General features: G+C 68.0%; 14 protein-coding genes. 8 read left to right on the plus strand and 6 right to left on the minus strand.

What is annotated here, in order from left to right; all coding sequences use genetic code 11:
• Positions 1-27 precede the first annotated feature (27 nt).
• The gene (locus A3OM_RS0115445) at positions 28-456 is read left to right on the plus strand and encodes a GNAT family acetyltransferase (protein ID WP_018044665.1); all 429 of its coding nucleotides are present in this window, start codon (positions 28-30) and stop codon (positions 454-456) included.
• 33 nt (positions 457-489) lie between these two features.
• Here the strand turns inward: A3OM_RS0115445 and A3OM_RS0115450 are convergent, their stop codons facing one another.
• Positions 490-1,428, minus strand: coding sequence for a metal ABC transporter substrate-binding protein (locus A3OM_RS0115450; protein WP_018044666.1), 939 nt, complete (start codon positions 1,426-1,428; stop codon positions 490-492).
• 291 nt (positions 1,429-1,719) lie between these two features.
• Here A3OM_RS0115450 and A3OM_RS0115455 point away from each other — a divergent pair, with 291 nt between their 5' ends.
• The 6 genes from A3OM_RS0115455 (at position 1,720) to A3OM_RS0115480 (ending at position 7,847) form a co-directional block, all read left to right on the plus strand.
• A complete protein-coding gene (locus A3OM_RS0115455) occupies positions 1,720-3,501 on the plus strand; it encodes an ABC transporter transmembrane domain-containing protein (protein WP_026176076.1) in 1,782 nt (593 codons plus the stop codon).
• A 56-nt stretch (positions 3,502-3,557) separates the two neighbouring features.
• Positions 3,558-4,595 carry an aldose epimerase family protein gene (locus A3OM_RS0115460; protein WP_018044668.1) on the plus strand — a complete coding sequence of 346 codons (1,038 nt, stop codon included), beginning with the start codon at positions 3,558-3,560 and terminating at the stop codon, positions 4,593-4,595.
• 69 nt (positions 4,596-4,664) lie between these two features.
• Positions 4,665-5,225, plus strand: coding sequence for a MarR family transcriptional regulator (locus A3OM_RS0115465; RefSeq protein WP_026176077.1), 561 nt, complete (start codon positions 4,665-4,667; stop codon positions 5,223-5,225).
• A gap of 23 nt (positions 5,226-5,248) precedes the next feature.
• On the plus strand, positions 5,249-5,947 hold the full coding sequence (locus tag A3OM_RS0115470; protein WP_081612746.1) for a DUF4166 domain-containing protein: 699 nt from the start codon (positions 5,249-5,251) through the stop codon (positions 5,945-5,947).
• 25 nt (positions 5,948-5,972) lie between these two features.
• Positions 5,973-7,475, plus strand: a complete 1,503-nt coding sequence (locus A3OM_RS0115475) for a TIGR01777 family oxidoreductase (RefSeq protein WP_018044671.1) — start codon at positions 5,973-5,975, stop codon at positions 7,473-7,475.
• Positions 7,476-7,523: 48 nt separating this feature from the next.
• Positions 7,524-7,847, plus strand: coding sequence for a YnfA family protein (locus A3OM_RS0115480; RefSeq protein WP_081612684.1), 324 nt, complete (start codon positions 7,524-7,526; stop codon positions 7,845-7,847).
• A gap of 9 nt (positions 7,848-7,856) precedes the next feature.
• Here A3OM_RS0115480 and A3OM_RS0115485 read toward each other — a convergent pair whose 3' ends face one another.
• The 5 genes from A3OM_RS0115485 to tesB form a co-directional block, all read right to left on the minus strand.
• Positions 7,857-10,583, minus strand: a complete 2,727-nt coding sequence (locus A3OM_RS0115485) for a DNA translocase FtsK (protein WP_018044673.1) — start codon at positions 10,581-10,583, stop codon at positions 7,857-7,859.
• Positions 10,584-10,797: 214 nt separating this feature from the next.
• A complete protein-coding gene (locus A3OM_RS0115490; protein ID WP_156465629.1) occupies positions 10,798-11,754 on the minus strand; it encodes a TorF family putative porin in 957 nt (318 codons plus the stop codon).
• A gap of 296 nt (positions 11,755-12,050) precedes the next feature.
• Positions 12,051-13,556 carry an ammonium transporter gene (locus A3OM_RS0115495; protein ID WP_026176080.1) on the minus strand — a complete coding sequence of 502 codons (1,506 nt, stop codon included), beginning with the start codon at positions 13,554-13,556 and terminating at the stop codon, positions 12,051-12,053.
• A gap of 88 nt (positions 13,557-13,644) precedes the next feature.
• A complete protein-coding gene (locus A3OM_RS0115500; RefSeq protein WP_018044676.1) occupies positions 13,645-13,983 on the minus strand; it encodes a P-II family nitrogen regulator in 339 nt (112 codons plus the stop codon).
• A 283-nt stretch (positions 13,984-14,266) separates the two neighbouring features.
• Positions 14,267-15,136, minus strand: a complete 870-nt coding sequence (gene tesB, locus A3OM_RS0115505; protein WP_018044677.1) for an acyl-CoA thioesterase II — start codon at positions 15,134-15,136, stop codon at positions 14,267-14,269.
• Between the two features lie 280 nt (positions 15,137-15,416).
• On the opposite strand from tesB, the gene A3OM_RS0115510 reads away from it, so the two are divergent.
• A complete protein-coding gene (locus tag A3OM_RS0115510) occupies positions 15,417-16,688 on the plus strand; it encodes an FAD-dependent monooxygenase (RefSeq protein ID WP_026176081.1) in 1,272 nt (423 codons plus the stop codon).
• The last annotated feature ends 170 nt before the right edge of the window (positions 16,689-16,858 follow it).

Below are 16,858 nucleotides of genomic sequence, written 5' to 3' on the forward strand. Positions count from 1 at the left end.
GGATCTTTCGCGAGGGCGCGCCTATCGATGACCACCGTGATTCGCGAGTTCCAGGACGGCGATGCCGAAGCGGTGGTGACCCTCTGGCACGCTGCGGGAATCTCTCGGCCGTGGAACGATCCGGCCAGGGACATCGCCTTCGCCCGGCGCGATCCGCATTCGACCATCCTGCTGATCGAGCGCGAGGCGGCCGTCGCCGCCACCGCCATGGTGGGCGAGGACGGGCACCGGGGCTGGGTCTATTACGTCGCCGTCGACCCGCTTCTTCGCGACCTCGGCCTGGGCAGGGCGATCATGGAAGCGGCCGAGCGGTGGCTGGTCGCCCGTGGCGTCTGGAAGGTTCAGCTCCTCGTGCGCGAGGAGAATGGCGCGACCCGCCAATTCTACGAACATCTCGGCTACCGCGACACCCGGACGATCTGCCTGCAGAAAGTCATCGGAGAGAATGAGAGCTGAGAGGGTCGAGGCTCACAACGCCGCGCGGCCCGCTCACTTCCTGCCGAGAGCCGCGCTGAAGGCGGCGAGGTTGCTGCGCATCATCGCCGCATAGGTGGCCGCAGGACCATCGGGACCCGACAGGGCGTCGGAATAGACCTTGCCGCCCACCGTGGCACCGCTCTCCCGCGAGATCTGCTGCATCAGGCGTGGGTCGGCCACGTTCTCCAGGAAGACCGCCGGGATCTTGTCGCGCCGGATCTGGCGGATGATGCGGGCCACATCCTTCGGGCTCGCCTCGCTGTCGGTGGAGACGCCCTGAGGCGCGATGAAGTCGAGCCCGTAGGCGGCGGTGAAATAGCCGAACGCATCATGCGTGGTGATGATCTTGCGGTGCTCGGGGGGAATCGCCGCGATGGCCGCGCGGATATCGGATTCCAGGCCCGCGAGGGTGGCGAGATAGGCTTTCGCGTTCGCCGCGTAGTCGCCGGCGTGATCGGGATCGATCTTCGCCAGCCCGTCGCTGATGTTGGCGATGTAGATCCTCACATTGGCTATACTCTGCCAGGCATGGGGATCGTCGTGATGGGCGTGTCCCGCATGCCCACCGCCATGGTCGTCGTCACCCTCGATGGGCTTCACACCCTTGGTGGCGACGATGACGGGGGCTTTCGTCCCGGAGGCCTTGATCAGCCTGTCGAGCCAGCCTTCCAGGCCGAGGCCGTTGACCACGACCAGATTGGCGGCGGTGAGTTTGCGCGCATCCCCGGGGGCCGGGTTGTAGCCATGCGCGTCGGCATCGGGGCCGACCAGCGTCGACACTTCGACCCGGTCGCCGCCCACCTCCTTCACGAGATCACCGAGGATCGAGAATGTCGCCACCGCCTTCAGCGGTTCGGCGGCATCCGCCTTATTCCCGAACGGGGCGACGGCGAGCAGGAAGCCGAAACAGGCCGCTGCCGCCGATGTCACGATGTGGCGCCTCGATTGCATTCGTCTCGCTCCTTGACCACACATCCGCCGGATACCGATTCCCTTCCATCCGCTCCCCCACCCCGAGACGCGTCTGCCCGGCGACGAAGGCGATGCTCGCCGTGCGATGCGTCACACGACCGAAAAGCGGCGGGATGGTGTACTCAGCCGGCACCCGATGTACGGCTGCATTCTCTAGTGTAACAGTATCACATTGCCAAGGCGGAGAGCGTCGCTTGATCTTCCCCTCATCGCCCGGCAAACCCCGTCTAAATGCCGGGCGCCTGCCCGCGCGCCAGACAACGGATGATCATGGGCCGTAGGCCGCTTCTCAGGGGTGACACCCTTCCCCTCATCGGCCGTGTCTGGCGCGACTGGCTGCGGCCCCACCGGTCGACCCTCGCCGTCGTCCTGGTGCTGATCGCCATCATCGGGGTCGCGACAGGGCTGTATCCCGCCCTGATCAAGGGCGCCTTCGACGCTTTCGACCACAAGGACCCTGCCGCCCTCACCTATGGGCCGATCATCGTCATCGCCATCACCTCGATCCGGGGCTTTGCCCTGTTCGGCCAGACGGTGCTCACCAACCGGGTGGTGACCCGCGTCGAGGCCGACATGCAGGCGGCACTCTATGGGCATCTCATCGATTCCGACCTCGCCCAGCTCGGGCGGGAGAGCCCGGCGGCCTTCACCCAGCGCTTCACCACGGATTTCGCCTTCATCAAGGAGGCACTGACGCGCATCTCCACGGTGCTCCTGCGCGATCTCGCCATGCTGATCGCCCTCGTCGTCGCGCTGCTGTGGATGGACCCGGTGCTCACCCTGGTGGCGGCGGTGGTCGTGCCCTTCGTCGCCGGCCCGATCGGCCGCATCGGCAAGAAGCTGAGGCGGGTCTCCACCACCACGCAGGAGCAGATGGGCCTCACGGCGAGCCTCATCACCGAGAGCCTTCAGGGCGCCCGCATCGCAAAGACCTACGCCCTCGAATCCTACCTGAAGGGCCGGGCTTCCGGCGCCTTCGACAATGTCCGCCGCCTCAAGATGAAGGCGGCCAATGCCCGTGGACGCCTCGATCCGCTGATGGAGATCGGCGGGGGGGTCGCGGTGGCGGCGGTGCTGGTTCTGGTGGGCCAGCGCGTCATGTCCGGCGACCGGACGGTGGGCGATTTCACCGGCTACGTCGCCGCCCTGCTCCTGGCCGCGCAGCCCGCCCGCGCGCTGGGCACCCTCAACGCCATCCTTCAGGAAGCCGGCGCGGCTCTGCAGCGCTACTTCGCGCTGATGGACGAGGCGCCGCGCATCCGCGAGAAGCCCGATGCCGTGCCGCTGGTCATCACCGGCGGAGAGATCCGGTTCGAAGGCGTCCGCTTCCGTTATCGCGAGGACGCGCCGGCCCTGGAGGGCATCGACCTCACCGTCCCCGCCGGCGCCACCGTCGCCCTGGTCGGGCGCTCGGGCTCCGGCAAGTCGTCCCTGCTCAACCTCGTTCCGCGTCTCTACGACGTGACCGGAGGCCGCGTGCTCATCGATGGCGCGGATCTGCGCGACGTGACGATCCCGTCCCTGCGCACGGCCGTGGCGGTGGTCTCCCAGGACGTGGTGCTGTTCGACGACACGGTCGCCGCCAATATCGGGTTCGGCCGCCCCGGTGCGACCCGCGCCGAGATCGAGGCCGCCGCGGAAGCCGCCGCCGCGCACGGCTTCATCAGCCGGCTGAACGAGGGCTACGAGTTCCGCGTCGGCCCTTCCGGCGGACGCCTGTCGGGAGGCGAGCGCCAGCGCATCTCCCTGGCCCGCGCCTTCCTCAAGGACGCGCCGATCCTGCTCCTCGACGAGGCCACGAGCGCCCTCGATTCCGAATCCGAGCGCCTGGTCCAGGGCGCGCTGCTGCGCCTGATGCAGGGGCGGACCACCCTCGTCATCGCGCACCGCCTCTCCACCGTGCGCGATGCCGGCTTGATCGTGGTCATGGAAGCCGGCCGCATCGTCGAGACCGGAACGCACGACGCTCTGATCGCCTCGCAGGGCGGCTATGCGCGCCTGCACCGGATGCAATTGTCCAGCGATGCGGACGAACCGGCCTTCGCCCCCTGATCCTCATCCCGCGCGTTGAGGCCCGACGATTCCTCTGAGGCGAAACGAGTGCCGGCATGGCAGGACAAGCCTTCGGACGGACGAAGGACGGTAGCCCCGTCTCGCGATACAGGCTCGCCCGGTCCCGCCTGCGTGCCGACATCCTCGATTACGGCGGCGTGGTCAGCCGGATCGATACGCCCGACAGCAAGGGCAATTGGGCCAACGTCGTCCTCGGCGCCCGTGATGTGGCGGGCTACGAGGCGAGCGACGCGCATTTCGGCGCCATCATCGGCCGCTACGCCAACCGCATCGCCGGGGGGCGCTTCAGCCTCGACGGGCAGGAATACCGGCTGCCGCTCAATGTCGGTGGCAACACCATGCATGGCGGGACGAACGGGTTCGACCGCCGCATCTGGCGGGTGATCCGGGCGGACGATATCTCCCTGGTCCTCGGCTACCGCTCGGTCGACGGCGAGGAGGGCTTCCCCGGCACTCTCGATGTGGAAGTCGCTTACTCCCTCAGCGACGACGAGACCCTGCGGATCGACTACACGGCCCGGACCGACCGGCCGACCATCGTCAACCTCACCAACCACAGCTACTTCAACCTCTCCGGCGAGGGCTCCGGCGACGTGATGCAGCATCGCGTCGCCATCGCGGCGGAGCATTACCTCCCCACCGATGCCGGGCAGATTCCCACGGGCGAGATCAGGCCCGTGGCGGGCACCGCCTTCGATTTCCGCGAGCCCGAAGCCCTGGGCACCCGCATCCGCGACGCCGATCCGCAGCTCGCTCTGGCGCATGGCTACGACCACACCTTCGTCCTGCGCGACCCCGGCCGCCTGCGGCACGCGGCCTCCGCCCACGATCCGTCGAGCGGGAGACGGCTCGCCATCGCCACCACCCAGCCGGGCCTGCAACTCTACACCGCCAACATGCTCGACGGCACGGTGATCGGGTCCGGCGGGCGGCTGTCCCGAGCCGGCGACGCGGTCTGTTTCGAGGCGCAGGGGTTCCCCGACGCACCGAACCGGGCGAATTTTCCCTCCACGACGCTCCGCCCCGGCGAGGTCTTCACGGCGACGACGACCTATCGGTTCAGCGCAGACTGACACGCCGCTTGTCATCGCCCGACGCGGCGGTCGCTTGACTCGGGTTCTTTTATGTCTGTAATTTCTGTCATGACAGAAATTACGGATACTCCCGAAAAGCTCCCCGTGGCGGTGGAGCGCTTCATCCTCCACTGGGGCGATCTCGGCGGGCAATGGGGCGTCAACCGCTCCGTCGCCCAGATTCACGCCCTGCTCTACCTGTCGGACAAGCCCCTGGCGGCGGAGGAGATCGCGGCGACGCTGGGCATCGCACGCTCCAACGTCTCGACATCGCTCAAGGAACTGTCCGGCTGGAACCTGATCCGGCGCGTCCCCGTAATGGGCGAGCGCCGTGATTACTTCGTCGCCGAGACCGACCTGTGGGAGATGGTCACGCGCATCGCCGCCGGCCGCAAGGAGCGCGAAATCGATCCGGCGATCGCGGCCCTGCGCACCTGCGTGGCGCAGGCCGAGGGCGATCCGACCATCGGTGCCGTCGCCTCCCGCCGCCTCAAGGCGATGCTCGAATTCACCGAGACCATGGACCGCTGGCACAGCCAGATGCTGGGCGTTCCGCACGCGACCCTCGCCAAGCTGATCCGCCTCGGCAGCCGGATCGTGCGCTTCCTGCCCTCCAAGCCCGAAGGCTGAACCGGGGAGCCGCGATCATGATCATGACGGCATTGAGGGGGCCTTCCGTGGGAGGCACGGCGCCTCCCATCGGCGAAAGCCCGGTAATCGCCCGTGCGCACGAGGCCGACCTCCGCGACCTGCGGTTCCGCAGCCTGATCGCGGACGAGGACTGGACCACGCTGTCGCCCGCGATCAGGCGGCGCTTCACCAAGCGGCTCCGTCCTGGCACCGGCGCCGTCTATGTCGGCCACGTGGTCGAGACCCGGATGAGCCGCCTCGGCTGGCTCCTGGCACAGGCCGCCCGCCTCATCGGCGGTCCGCTGCCAACCTCCAGGGGGGCCGGCCTCGCCAGCGTCGTCTCCGTCACCGAAGACCGGTCGGGAGGCGGGCAGGTCTGGACGCGGCTCTACGCCAGGCCCGGCGGATTTCCCCAAACCGTCAATTCGGCCAAGCGCTTCGCCGGCCCCACCGGCCTCGAAGAGCATGTGGGCGGCGGTCTCGGCATGAGCCTCGATATCGCCGTCGTCGAGGGCCGGCTGGTTTTCTCCAGCCGGCGCTACTTCCTCCGGCTGTGGCGATGGCAACTGCCGCTACCCGGTTTCCTGACGCCGGGCAGCCTCACCGTGACCCACGGCGAGACCGGTGCGAACCGCTTCGCCTTCACCCTCACGATCCGCCACCCCTGGTTCGGCACGCTGATCCGCCAGGAGGCGGAGTTCCGCGACGTCGTCGACGCCTGATCCATCACGCGGGAGACCCGACATCATGACCTCGACCCTGCTCTGGTCGCTGATCGCCGTGCAGATCGCCATGGGAGCGTTCGACACGCTCTACCACCACGAACTGACCGAGCGCCTGGCCTGGCGCCCGTCCCAGCGCGGGGAACTGCGCCTCCATGCCGTGCGCAACTGGCTCTATGCCCTGCTCTTCCTCACCCTCGGTTTCGCCGAGCCGAAGGGGCTGCTCGCCTGGGCCATTATGGGCGTTCTCATCGTCGAGGTCGTCATCACGCTGATGGATTTCGTGGAAGAGGATCTGAGTCGGCGCCTGCCGGCCACGGAGCGGGTGAACCACACGCTCCTGGCGCTGAATTACGGTGCGATCCTCGTCCTCATTCTGCCGGTGCTGCTCGGCTGGGCCGGCGAGGCCACGGGCATTGCCTGGGTCAGCCACGGCGTCTGGAGCGTTCTCGCTCTCGCGGCCTCGCTCTCCGTCGCGATCTTCGGCCTGCGCGACTGGTTCGCCGCCGGGCGGTCCGAGCGCCTGGGCCTGCCCGCCCCGGCCGGGCTCGCGGACATGCTCGCTCCGACGCGGACGATCCTGGTGACGGGCGCCACCGGCTTCGTCGGCCAGCGCCTCGTGGCGAGCCTCGTGGCGGCCGGCCACGAGGTGACGGTCCTGACCCGTGACGGGGCGAAAGCCGCGGCATTGCCCGCGCCGTTGCTGATCGTCACCTCCCTCGACCAAGTGCCGGACGACGCGAGGCTCGATGCCATCGTGAACCTCGCCGGCGAACCGATCGCCGACGGGCTGTGGACGCGTGCCAAGCGCCGCGCGATCCTCGCATCGCGCCTGAGGATGACTCGCGGGCTCGCCAAACTGGTGGCCCGCCTCGACCGGCCACCGTCCGTCGTCGTCAGCGGCTCGGCCGTCGGATGGTACGGCCTGCGCGGAGATGAGAGCCTCACCGAATCGAGCCCGGCGGCTCCGGCCTTCACCCAAAGGGTGTGCGAGGCCTGGGAGCGGGAAGCGATGGCCATCGCGGCCCTCGGCCCACGGGTCGTCCTCCTGCGCACCGGGCTGGTGCTCGGAATCGAGGGTGGCCTCCTCGCGCGGCTTCTCATGCCGTTCGAGTTCGGCCTCGGGGGACAGATCGGCTCCGGGCGGCAATGGATGTCGTGGATTTCCCGCGACGACCTCGTCCGCCTGATCTGCCACGCCATCGCGACACCGACCCTGCATGGGCCGGTGAACGGGACCGCGCCTGAGCCGGTCCGGAATGCCGATTTCGCCGCCTCCCTGGCGCGGCAGCTCCACCGCCCGGCGATCTTCCCGCTTCCGACGCGGCTCCTGCGCCGGCTGGGCGGCGACTTCGCCGAGGAGATGCTCCTGGGCGGGCAGAGGGTGCTGCCCGAGAAAGCGCTCGCCAGCGGGTTCGCCTTCCGGCATGCCCAGCTGGAATCGGCACTCGGATCCATTCTGGGCCGGAATGTCGTGCGGGAGGCGGAAGCCCGGTCCTCGCGGGCCGTCGTCCCCGCGGGAGAATGACCGGCCTGGGAACGCGGCGCGCAAACCCCTTCGTGATGGAGCGAACCCCTGATCACCGCCCTCGTCTATACCGGCGCCGCTTTGGCCGAGATCGCCGGGTGTTTCGCCTTCTGGGCTTGGCTGCGGCTCGGCCGGTCGGCCTGGTGGGCGCTGCCGGGCACGGTGTCCCTCGTCCTCTTCGCCGTGCTGCTCACCAGGGTGGAGAGCGACGCGGCGGGCCGGGCCTATGCCGCCTATGGCGGCGTCTACATCGCCGCCTCGATCCTCTGGCTCTGGCTCGCCGAGAGCCAGAGGCCGGATCGGTGGGATATGACCGGTGCCGCGATCTGCCTCGTCGGCACCGGGATCATCCTGTTCGCGCCGCGCGCCTGACGGTACGCGTCACATCTCGTGCGGATCGGGCTCCACCAGGATCTCGCGTTTGCCGGCATGGTTCGCGGAGCCGACGATGCCCTCCACCTCCATGCGCTCCATGAGCGAGGCGGCACGGTTGTAGCCGATCTGCAGGCGGCGCTGGATGTAGCTGGTGGAGGCCTTCTTGTCCCGCATGACAACCTGCACCGCCTGGGCGTAGAGATCGCCGCCGCTCTCGCCGAAGCTGCCCTGGTCGAAGACCGCGCCGTCGACCTCGATCTCGTCGATCGCGCCCTTGGCCGATTTCCCGCCGCCCTTCGAACCCTTGTCGTCGTCCTCGCCATCGTCGGCGGTGACGGCCTCGAGATAGGACGGCCTGCCCTGGCGCTTCAGGTGGGCGACCACGCTCTCGACCTCCGAATCCGAGCAGAACGGGCCGTGGACGCGGGTGGTGCGCCCGCCGCCGGCCATGAACAGCATGTCGCCCTGGCCCAGCAGCTGCTCGGCGCCCATCTCGCCCAGGATCGTGCGGCTGTCGATCTTCGAGGTGACCTGGAAGGAGATCCGGGTCGGGAAGTTCGCCTTGATCGTGCCGGTGATGACGTCCACCGACGGGCGCTGCGTCGCCATGATGAGGTGGATGCCGGCCGCGCGCGCCATCTGCGCCAGACGCTGGATCGCCCCTTCGATGTCCTTGCCCGCCACCATCATCAGGTCGGCCATCTCGTCGACCACGATGACGATGTAGGGGAGCGGATTGAGATCCATCTCCTCGGTCTCGTAGACCGCCTCGCCGGTTTCGCGGTCGAATCCGGTCTGGACCGTGCGGGTCAGGACTTCGCCGCGCCCACGGGCCTCGGCGAGGCGCGCGTTGAATCCGTCGATGTTGCGCACACCGACCTTCGACATCTTCTTGTAGCGCTCCTCCATCTCGCGCACGGCCCATTTGAGGGCGATGACCGCCTTCTTCGGGTCGGTGACGACGGGGGAGAGCAGATGCGGGATGCCGTCATAGACGGAGAGTTCCAGCATCTTAGGGTCGACCATGATCAGGCGGCACTCTTCCGGCTTCATCCGGTAGAGCAGGCTGAGGATCATGGTGTTGATGGCCACCGACTTGCCCGAGCCCGTGGTGCCGGCCACCAGCAGGTGGGGCATCTTGGCGAGATCGGCGATGATCGGCTCGCCGCCGATGTTCTTGCCGAGGCAGAGAGCGAGACTCTGCTTCGTCTCGACGAAATCCGCCGAGGCGAGGAGTTCGCGCAGATACACGGTCTCGCGCCTGGCATTGGGCAATTCGATGCCGATGGCGTTGCGGCCGGGGACGACGGCCACACGGGCCGAGACCGCCGACATCGAGCGGGCGATATCGTCCGAGAGGGAGATCACGCGGCTCGACTTGGTGCCGGGAGCCGGCTCCAGTTCGTAGAGCGTGACCACCGGGCCGGGGCGCACGGCGAGGATGTCGCCGCGCACGCCGAAATCGCTGAGGGTGGCCTCGAGCAGGGTCGCATTCTGCTCCAAGGCTTCCGTCGAGACCTGGCTCGCCAGGGACAAGCCCGGCGCCTCGCCGAGCAGGTCGAGGGGGGGATGGGAATAGCTCTCAGCGCCATAGGCCGGCGCGGGAGATGCGCGCCGGATCGGTGCCGGAGCGGGGGACGGTGCCACCGGGGCGACGCGGGAGCGCGGCGCCGGCGCCGATGCGACCGGTTCTTCGGGAGCGTAGAACTCCTCGCCGCCATCGTCCGGCTCGTCGTCGTGCAGGATCGGCTCAGGGAGGGGACGGCGGGTGACCGGCCGGGGCTCCGCCACGGGCTGCGGCTCGAAGACCGGTTCGCGACGCGCCGAGGCGGCATCGCCTCTCGGCTGGTGTCCCGCGTCCTGCGGCACATGGGTCGACCATGGCGCGTCGTCCGCGTCCGAGAAGGCGCGGCGCGCGGCGAGCGCCGGCGAGGCGCCGGCATAAGCGAGTTCGGTGGCCGCCGCCGCCCGGTCGGCACGCCACTCGGCGATCCGTCTGGCGATGGCGGTCCGGCCGCCCATCAGGAGATGCGCCAGGGTACCGAGGGAGACGATGCCGAGGCTCGGCTCGTCCTCCTCGTAACGGCCGTCATGCCGTGCCGAGGGTTGCGGACGCTGGTTGGACGCGGACGGAGCGGGCTGATCGTAGGATTCCTCCTCCGGCTCGGCTCCGGCGCGGCAGGCGCCGGTGAGGCACAGGATCGCCACCGCCGCGAAGGCGAAACCGACGAGGGCCGTGGCCGGGGACGCGATGGCGCCGACGATGAGCCGAGCGGTGTGGATCAGGGCATCGCCGGCCACGCCGCCGAGCCCGGTGGGCAGGGGCCAGCGGGCGGTGGGCGGCAGCGCGCTCGCCACAGCGCTCGCGGCGAAGAAGCCGATGATCCAGAGGGTGATCCGCAGACCGCCCCGGGGCAGTTCCCGGGACCGCATGAGTTGGACGCCCCAGAAGGCGGGCGGCAGGGCGAAGGCCAGGGAACCGAGGCCAAGGAGCTGCATCGCCAGATCCGACACCACCGCGCCGCCGGTGCCGAGCACGTTGTGCGCGGCATGGTCGGTGGCGTGGTTGATACTCGGATCGTCGATGGACCACGTCGCCAGGGCGACCGTGAGCGCGGTCGCGCCCGCGAACAGGAGAAGACCGCCCATCTCCGTCATCCGCTTCGCCAGGAATGGCCTGAAGCTGTCGACGAAAGTGTCGTAGGGCGATGCTGAACGGCGGAGCGAGCGCATACGGGACCAGACGCAGGGAGAAACGATCCGGTAACGCTATGTCGACCGAGTTAACGGCTGTTTAAGGCTTAGAGATCGTTAGCACGGCCCGCACAGATGTCCGTGTTTTCGGACGCTTTCACGACTCGCCTCGTCGAATCCGGTCCGCGCCGCCAACGAAGAAAGGCCCCGGATCGCTCCGGGGCCTTTCTTCGTCCATCGCTGAGCTTGGCGCTTAGCGGAAGAGGTTCAGGAGACCGCCCGGCTCGGCGTAGATGCCGGGAGCCGCAGTCGAGGTCTGGAAGGTGATGGAGCCGATGACGGCATCGCCGCACCACTTGGAGGTCCCGCCGTTGTTGAAGCCGCGGTAGTCGCCGGTGAAGTTGAAGCAGTCGGTCTTGCTCAGGTTGGTGTTGTGGTAGCGCACATCGAGGACGATGTTCTTGTAGGTGTAGGACAGGCCGACGTTCCCGTAGAGGTAGCTCGGCAGGTTGAAGGCGATCTGCCCGGTGGCGGAGGTCTTCGCGGCGGTCAGGAAGTAGTAGCCGAGCTCGGACGAGATCGAGAAGCCACCGGAATAGGCCTCGGGAAGGAACGAGAACCAGTTGGCCGGCAGGGTATAGGCGGCGGTGCCGGAGGTGTAGGTGCCGTTGGCGTGCTGGCCGAGGAAGTTCGGCGAGTAGAACACGTTGAGGCCGAGGGTCAGCGAGTCCGTCGCGGTCCAGGTGCCCTTGGCGGCGTATTCCATGAAGTCGGTGTTGGCGGTGGTCAGGAACGCGCCGCCCGGGCCCAACAGGCGCTTCTCATTGGGGTAGAAGTAGTAGAGCACGCCGAGATCGAGGGCGAACTTGTCGAAGGTCGGGCGGATACCGGCGGCGAGATCGAACTCCATGTCCGGCTGCGTGGGCAGGCGGGTCTGGTAGGTGGCGAGGCCGGTATAGGCGAAGCCGCCGAAATACTGGGCCTCGAAGAAGGACTGGTAGCTGCCCTGGCGGTTCGACTGCGACACACCGCGGAAGTTGTAGTCCGTCTGGTAGCGCGAGCCGAACGAGAAGCCGATCAGCGGATCGGGCGCCTTCGCCTCGACCGGCATGGTCTTCGGCGCGGCAAGGTCGGCGGCGCTGACGCTGCCAACGCTCAGGAACGCGGCGAGGGAAGCGGCAGTCCCCAGTGCGGTTAGCTTTAGTGTCATTAGAGTTCAGCCCCAGTTATTCTGTGATTTGCAAGTTGCCAAATCCGGCCGAGCTTCGCAAAACTAACTTTGATGCAATTGCCCAGGAAATAGGCAAATACGGCCGTTCGTCGGACTTGCCATGGGGGTGTTGCATTCGCATCACATTTTCGCCCCAGTCCGGCCGCGGGAGCCGGCTCTGCCTCACGGTCGGGGGCGTCGATGCGGTTCTCGACGGCTGTCACGGACATGAGAAAGGCCCCGGTCGCATGCCGACCGGGGCCTCTCGGTTAGGTTGAGAACGTGTTTAGGCGGGATCAGTAGTTGTAGGCGCGCTCGCCATGGTCGGCGATGTCGAGGCCTTCGCGCTCTTCGTCCTGGGTCACGCGCAGACCGATGGTCAGGTCGACGAGCTTGTACAGGATGGCGGAGCCGATGCCGGACCACAGGATGGTGAAGCCGACGGCCTTACCCTGGGCCAGGAGCTGCGCCGCCATGTCGTAGGCGCCGACAGCGAGTTCGCCGGGCTTGCTGGTGTAGTCGGGGATGCCGACGCCGCCGAAGTCCGGGCTCACCAGGATGCCGGTGGCCAGGGCGCCGAGGATGCCGCCGATGCAGTGGACGCCGAAGACGTCGAGGGAGTCGTCGTAGCCGAGGGCGTTCTTCACCGTGGAGCACATGATGAAGCAGGCGCCGCCGGCGACGAGGCCGAGGACGATCGAACCCATCGGACCGGCGAAGCCGGCGGCGGGTGTGACGGCGACGAGGCCGGCGATGGCGCCCGACAGCATGCCCAGGAGCGAGGGCTTGCCCTTGAGCATCCACTCCACGAACAGCCAGGAGACGGCGGCTGCGGCGGTGGCCACGAAGGTGTTGATCATGGCCAGACCCGCGGAGCCGTTGGCTTCGAGGTTCGAACCGGCGTTGAAGCCGAACCAGCCGACCCAGAGGAGCGAGGCGCCGATGGTGGTCATGGTCAGCGAGTGCGGGGCGAGGAGGTCACGGCCGTAGCCGATACGCTTGCCGAGCATCAGGCAGCCTACGAAGCCGGCGATACCCGCATTGATGTGCACGACGGTGCCGCCGGCGAAGTCGAGGGCGCCCCACTTGAAGATCATGCCCGCATCGGCGTTGACCGCGTCGAGAGCGGCCTGCGCCGTCGCCTTGGAGGCGTCGTCGGTGGCTGCGGCCAGGGCCTTGGCGGCGTCGCCGACGAGGTCGGGACCACCCCAGTACCAGACCATGTGCGCCATCGGGAAGTAGATCAGTGTGACCCACAGCACCGAGAAGACGAGCAGGGCGGAGAACTTCATGCGCTCGGCGAACGCGCCGACGATGAGGCCGGGCGTGATCATCGCGAACGTCATCTGGAAGCAGATGTAGACGTATTCGGGAATGACGACGCCGTTCGAGAAGGTCGCCACGGTGGTGGACGGGTCGACGCCCTTCAGGAAGACCTTGGAGAAGCCGCCGACGAAGTCGTTGAGACCGCCGCCGTTGGTGAAGGCCATGCTGTAGCCGAAGGCGACCCACAGAAGGCAGACGATGGAGGCGATGGCGAAGACCTGCGTCAGCACCGACAGCATGTTCTTGGTGCGCACGAGGCCGCCGTAGAACAGCGCGAGGCCGGGCACGGTCATCAGCAGCACGAGGACGGCCGAGACCATCATCCAGGCGGTATCGCCCTTGTTGGGGACGGGCGCGGCGGCGGCCGGCGCTGCGACGACTTCTGGGGTCGGCGACTGTGCGAGGGATGGCTCGACGAACAGGAGGGCCAGCGCGGCGCCTCCCATCCCGAGCGCAAGGGCATTGCGAAGTTTCATGGAAACGGAACTCCCGGTCGCGGTGCGATGGTGACGTGAGGAAAAGGAGGGGAAGCGGGCCGGAGCGTCGTCCGGCCGGGGCGATGGCTCAGAGCGCGTCGACGTCGGTCTCGCCGGTGCGGATGCGGACGGCCTTCTCGAGGGGCACGACGAAGATCTTGCCGTCGCCGATCTGGCCGGTGCGGGCGGCGGCGGCGATGGCGTCGATGACGCTGCTGGTGAGGTCGGACGCGACGGCGACCTCGATCTTCAGCTTCGGCAGGAAGCTCACGGCATATTCCGCACCGCGGTAGATTTCGGTGTGGCCCTTCTGGCGGCCATAACCCTTGACCTCGGTCACCGTGAGGCCGTGGACGCCGATTCCGGTCAGCGCATCCCTGACCTCCTCGAGCTTGAACGGCTTGATGATAGCCATCACGATCTTCATGGGCGGCGCCCCCTTTTGTTCTGGATGCCCCCGGTCACCGGCCCGATCTGCGTCGCGGCCCGGTAATCCGGCATTTCGCACCAGCCGGAATGGCCAAGCGATCGGCGCCCATCATTCAAGGACTATGCCAAAGGGAACTTTTCTTCATTCCTCGTTCTGCACACAAAGTGATCGATCACTGACGCGTGATCGTGCGATTTTTCCGCGATCATTGCCTAAAGAATGATCATTCAGACGATAACGTGAGCAGAATGGAAGCCCATAAAGCAAAGCTCGCAGCGCATCACGAGCCGTTCGCGGTCGGCCGGATCAGGCCTTCCTGAGCGACGGATGCCACGAGCTCTCCCTCCCTCGTGAAGATCGCTCCCCTGGCGAAACCGCGCCCGCCCGAAGCGGCAGGGCTCTCCTGCGCATAGAGCAGCCATTCGTCGGCGCGGAAGGGACGGTGGAACCAGAGGGCGTGATCGAGACTCGCGGATTGGATCGCGGCATCGAACACCGTCTTGCCGTGGGGGATCAGCGTCGCGTCCAGCAGCATCAGGTCGGAGGCATAGGCGAGGACGGCGCGGTGGATGGCCGGGTCGTCCGGCAGGCGCGCGCCGGCCCGGAGCCAGACGTGGAAGCGAGGCTCGCGCGGGTCGCGCGACATGTAGCGCTGCACCTCCACCGGCCTCAGGGCGATCGGTGTGGCGCGACTGAGATAGGCGCGCATGGTGGCCGGGATCGACGGCCCTGCCTGGGCGGCCAAAGCGGGGGCATCGAGGAGCGCCTCGGGCCCCGGCACGTCCGGCATGGCGATCTGGTGGACGAGCCCCTCCTCGTCGCTGTGGAAGGAGGCCGACAGGGTGAAGATCGCCCGGCCGTGCTGATGGGCCACCACCCGCCGCGTGGCGAAGCTGCGCCCGTCGCGGATGCGTTCCACCGCGTAGTCGATCGGTGCGGCCGGGTCGCCGGCGAGGATGAAATAGGCATGGAGGGAATGCGGCGGCCGGCTCGCCCCGACCGTGCGCGATGCAGCGACGAGGGCCTGCCCCAGCACCTGGCCGCCGAACACCCGGAACCATCCGGTCTCGATGCTCTGGCCCCGGAACAGGTCGTCGTCGAGGCGCGCGAGGTCGAGGCAGGCGAGGAGTTCGTCGACGGATCCGGTCATGCGGGCCTTTCACCGGGCTGAGGACATCGATGCGGCCGTGCATCACGGCGTCACGGCAGAGGGAATCGCCACAGCTCGCCCGGAATGCAAGACTCATCGGGAATGCAAAACTCGCGGGGAATGAACGGCTCACTCTTCGAAAGCGCCCCCCGGCCGATCCGGTGACGCATCGTGCTTCGCTGTCGCGCGTTGCCTCCGGCGCGGCGGGGTGCCACTCCACGTGTCTCTCATCGCAGGCCGTGGGAATGGGGACGAGGCAACGGGCATGGGCGGAACGGGGATGAGCGGATCGATGCAAGGTGGCGCCATCCGCAAGGTGCTCATCGCCGGTGGCGGTATTCCCGGTCTCAGCCTGGCCCTGGCCCTGCGCCAGGCTCATGGCGATGCCCTGGAGGTCACCGTCTTCGATCCGGGGCTCGACCGCGCGGCGCTGCGGCATCGCGGGCGTGCCTTCGCCGTGGCGGCCGGCGGAAGGCGCATGCTGACGCGGTTGGGAATCTGGGATGGCGTCGCCCCTGCGGCCGAACCGATCCTCGACATGGCGATCAGCGACAGCCGTCTGACGGATCCGGTGAGGCCGGTCTTCCTGACTTTCGGCCAGGACGGTGACGGCGAATCGCCGCTCGTCGGTGAGCCCTTCGCCCATATGGTGGAGGCAGAATACCTCGTCGACGCCCTGCTGAAGGCATCGAAAGCCGTCGGGGTGGCCTTCGAGCCGGTCGGCATCCGCCACGCACAGGCGAACGGCCGGAGCATCGCCCTCGCGTTGTCCGACAGGCGCGAGACCGACGCGACGTTACTGGTCGCCGCGGACGGATCGCGGTCGAGGCTGCGCGAGGCGGCCGGGATCGGATGGGTCGGCCGGTCCTATCCGCAGACGGGCATCGTCGCCACGATCGGCCATGAACGCCCCCATGGCGGCCGGGCCTTCGAGCATTTCCTGCCGAGCGGTCCCTTCGCCATTCTGCCCCTGGTGGATGGTGGCGCGCTCGGCCACCGCTCCTCCATCGTCTGGACGGAGCGGGCAGCGGATGTGGAGGCGCTGATCGGCGGCAGCGCTGAGGAAACCCTCGGGGAAATCGAACGGCGCTTCGGGCTCAATCTCGGCCGTCTCGTGCTCGAGGACGGGCCGAGTGCCCATCCGCTCTCCCTCGGCATGGCACGGAGCTTCCGGGGCGAGCGGCTCGCCCTGCTGGGGGATGCGGCCCATGTCATCCACCCGATCGCCGGCCAGGGGCTGAATCTCGGCCTCGCCGATGCCGCCTCCCTGGCGGAAGAGATCACGGAGGCCCTGCGCCTCGGGCTCGATCCGGGGGCGAAGGATGTGCTGCAGCGCTACGAGCGGAGCCGGCGCTTCGACACTTTCGCCATGGCGGTCGCCACGGACGGGCTCAACCGCCTGTTCTCCAACGACATCCTGCCGGTTCGGCTGATGCGCGATCTCGGGCTCGGCCTCGTCGACCGGATGCCGGGATTGAAGTCGCTCTTCATCGGCGAAGCCTCGGCCTCGCGGGGCGCCTCGCCCAGGCTGATGCGGGGCGAGGCGTTGTGAGACGGTCTCACCGCCTGTTCGGGTTGTCTTTCCAAGACATTACCTCATCCTGAGGCGCCGCGTAGCGGCCTCGAAGGAGGCTTCCAGGGATCGCGTGGCAACTGGAAGCTCCTTCGAGGCCCTTTGCTCAAGCAAAGGGCACCTCAGGATGAGGTGGTTGGTCTGGGCGA

The sequence above is a fragment of the Methylobacterium sp. 88A genome (assembly GCF_000376345.1).
Lineage (GTDB): Bacteria > Pseudomonadota > Alphaproteobacteria > Rhizobiales > Beijerinckiaceae > Methylobacterium > Methylobacterium bullatum.

Coding starts and splice junctions, on each gene's coding strand:
- A3OM_RS0115445 (WP_018044665.1), top strand. CDS start 28: ATGACCACCGTGATTCGCGAGTTCCAGGACGGCGATGCCGAAGCGGTG.
- A3OM_RS0115450 (WP_018044666.1), bottom strand. CDS start 1,428: ATGCAATCGAGGCGCCACATCGTGACATCGGCGGCAGCGGCCTGTTTC.
- A3OM_RS0115455 (WP_026176076.1), top strand. CDS start 1,720: ATGGGCCGTAGGCCGCTTCTCAGGGGTGACACCCTTCCCCTCATCGGC.
- A3OM_RS0115460 (WP_018044668.1), top strand. CDS start 3,558: ATGGCAGGACAAGCCTTCGGACGGACGAAGGACGGTAGCCCCGTCTCG.
- A3OM_RS0115465 (WP_026176077.1), top strand. CDS start 4,665: ATGACAGAAATTACGGATACTCCCGAAAAGCTCCCCGTGGCGGTGGAG.
- A3OM_RS0115470 (WP_081612746.1), top strand. CDS start 5,249: ATGACGGCATTGAGGGGGCCTTCCGTGGGAGGCACGGCGCCTCCCATC.
- A3OM_RS0115475 (WP_018044671.1), top strand. CDS start 5,973: ATGACCTCGACCCTGCTCTGGTCGCTGATCGCCGTGCAGATCGCCATG.
- A3OM_RS0115485 (WP_018044673.1), bottom strand. CDS start 10,583: ATGCGCTCGCTCCGCCGTTCAGCATCGCCCTACGACACTTTCGTCGAC.
- A3OM_RS0115490 (WP_156465629.1), bottom strand. CDS start 11,754: ATGACACTAAAGCTAACCGCACTGGGGACTGCCGCTTCCCTCGCCGCG.
- A3OM_RS0115495 (WP_026176080.1), bottom strand. CDS start 13,556: ATGAAACTTCGCAATGCCCTTGCGCTCGGGATGGGAGGCGCCGCGCTG.
- A3OM_RS0115500 (WP_018044676.1), bottom strand. CDS start 13,983: ATGAAGATCGTGATGGCTATCATCAAGCCGTTCAAGCTCGAGGAGGTC.
- tesB (WP_018044677.1), bottom strand. CDS start 15,136: ATGACCGGATCCGTCGACGAACTCCTCGCCTGCCTCGACCTCGCGCGC.
- A3OM_RS0115510 (WP_026176081.1), top strand. CDS start 15,417: ATGAGCGGATCGATGCAAGGTGGCGCCATCCGCAAGGTGCTCATCGCC.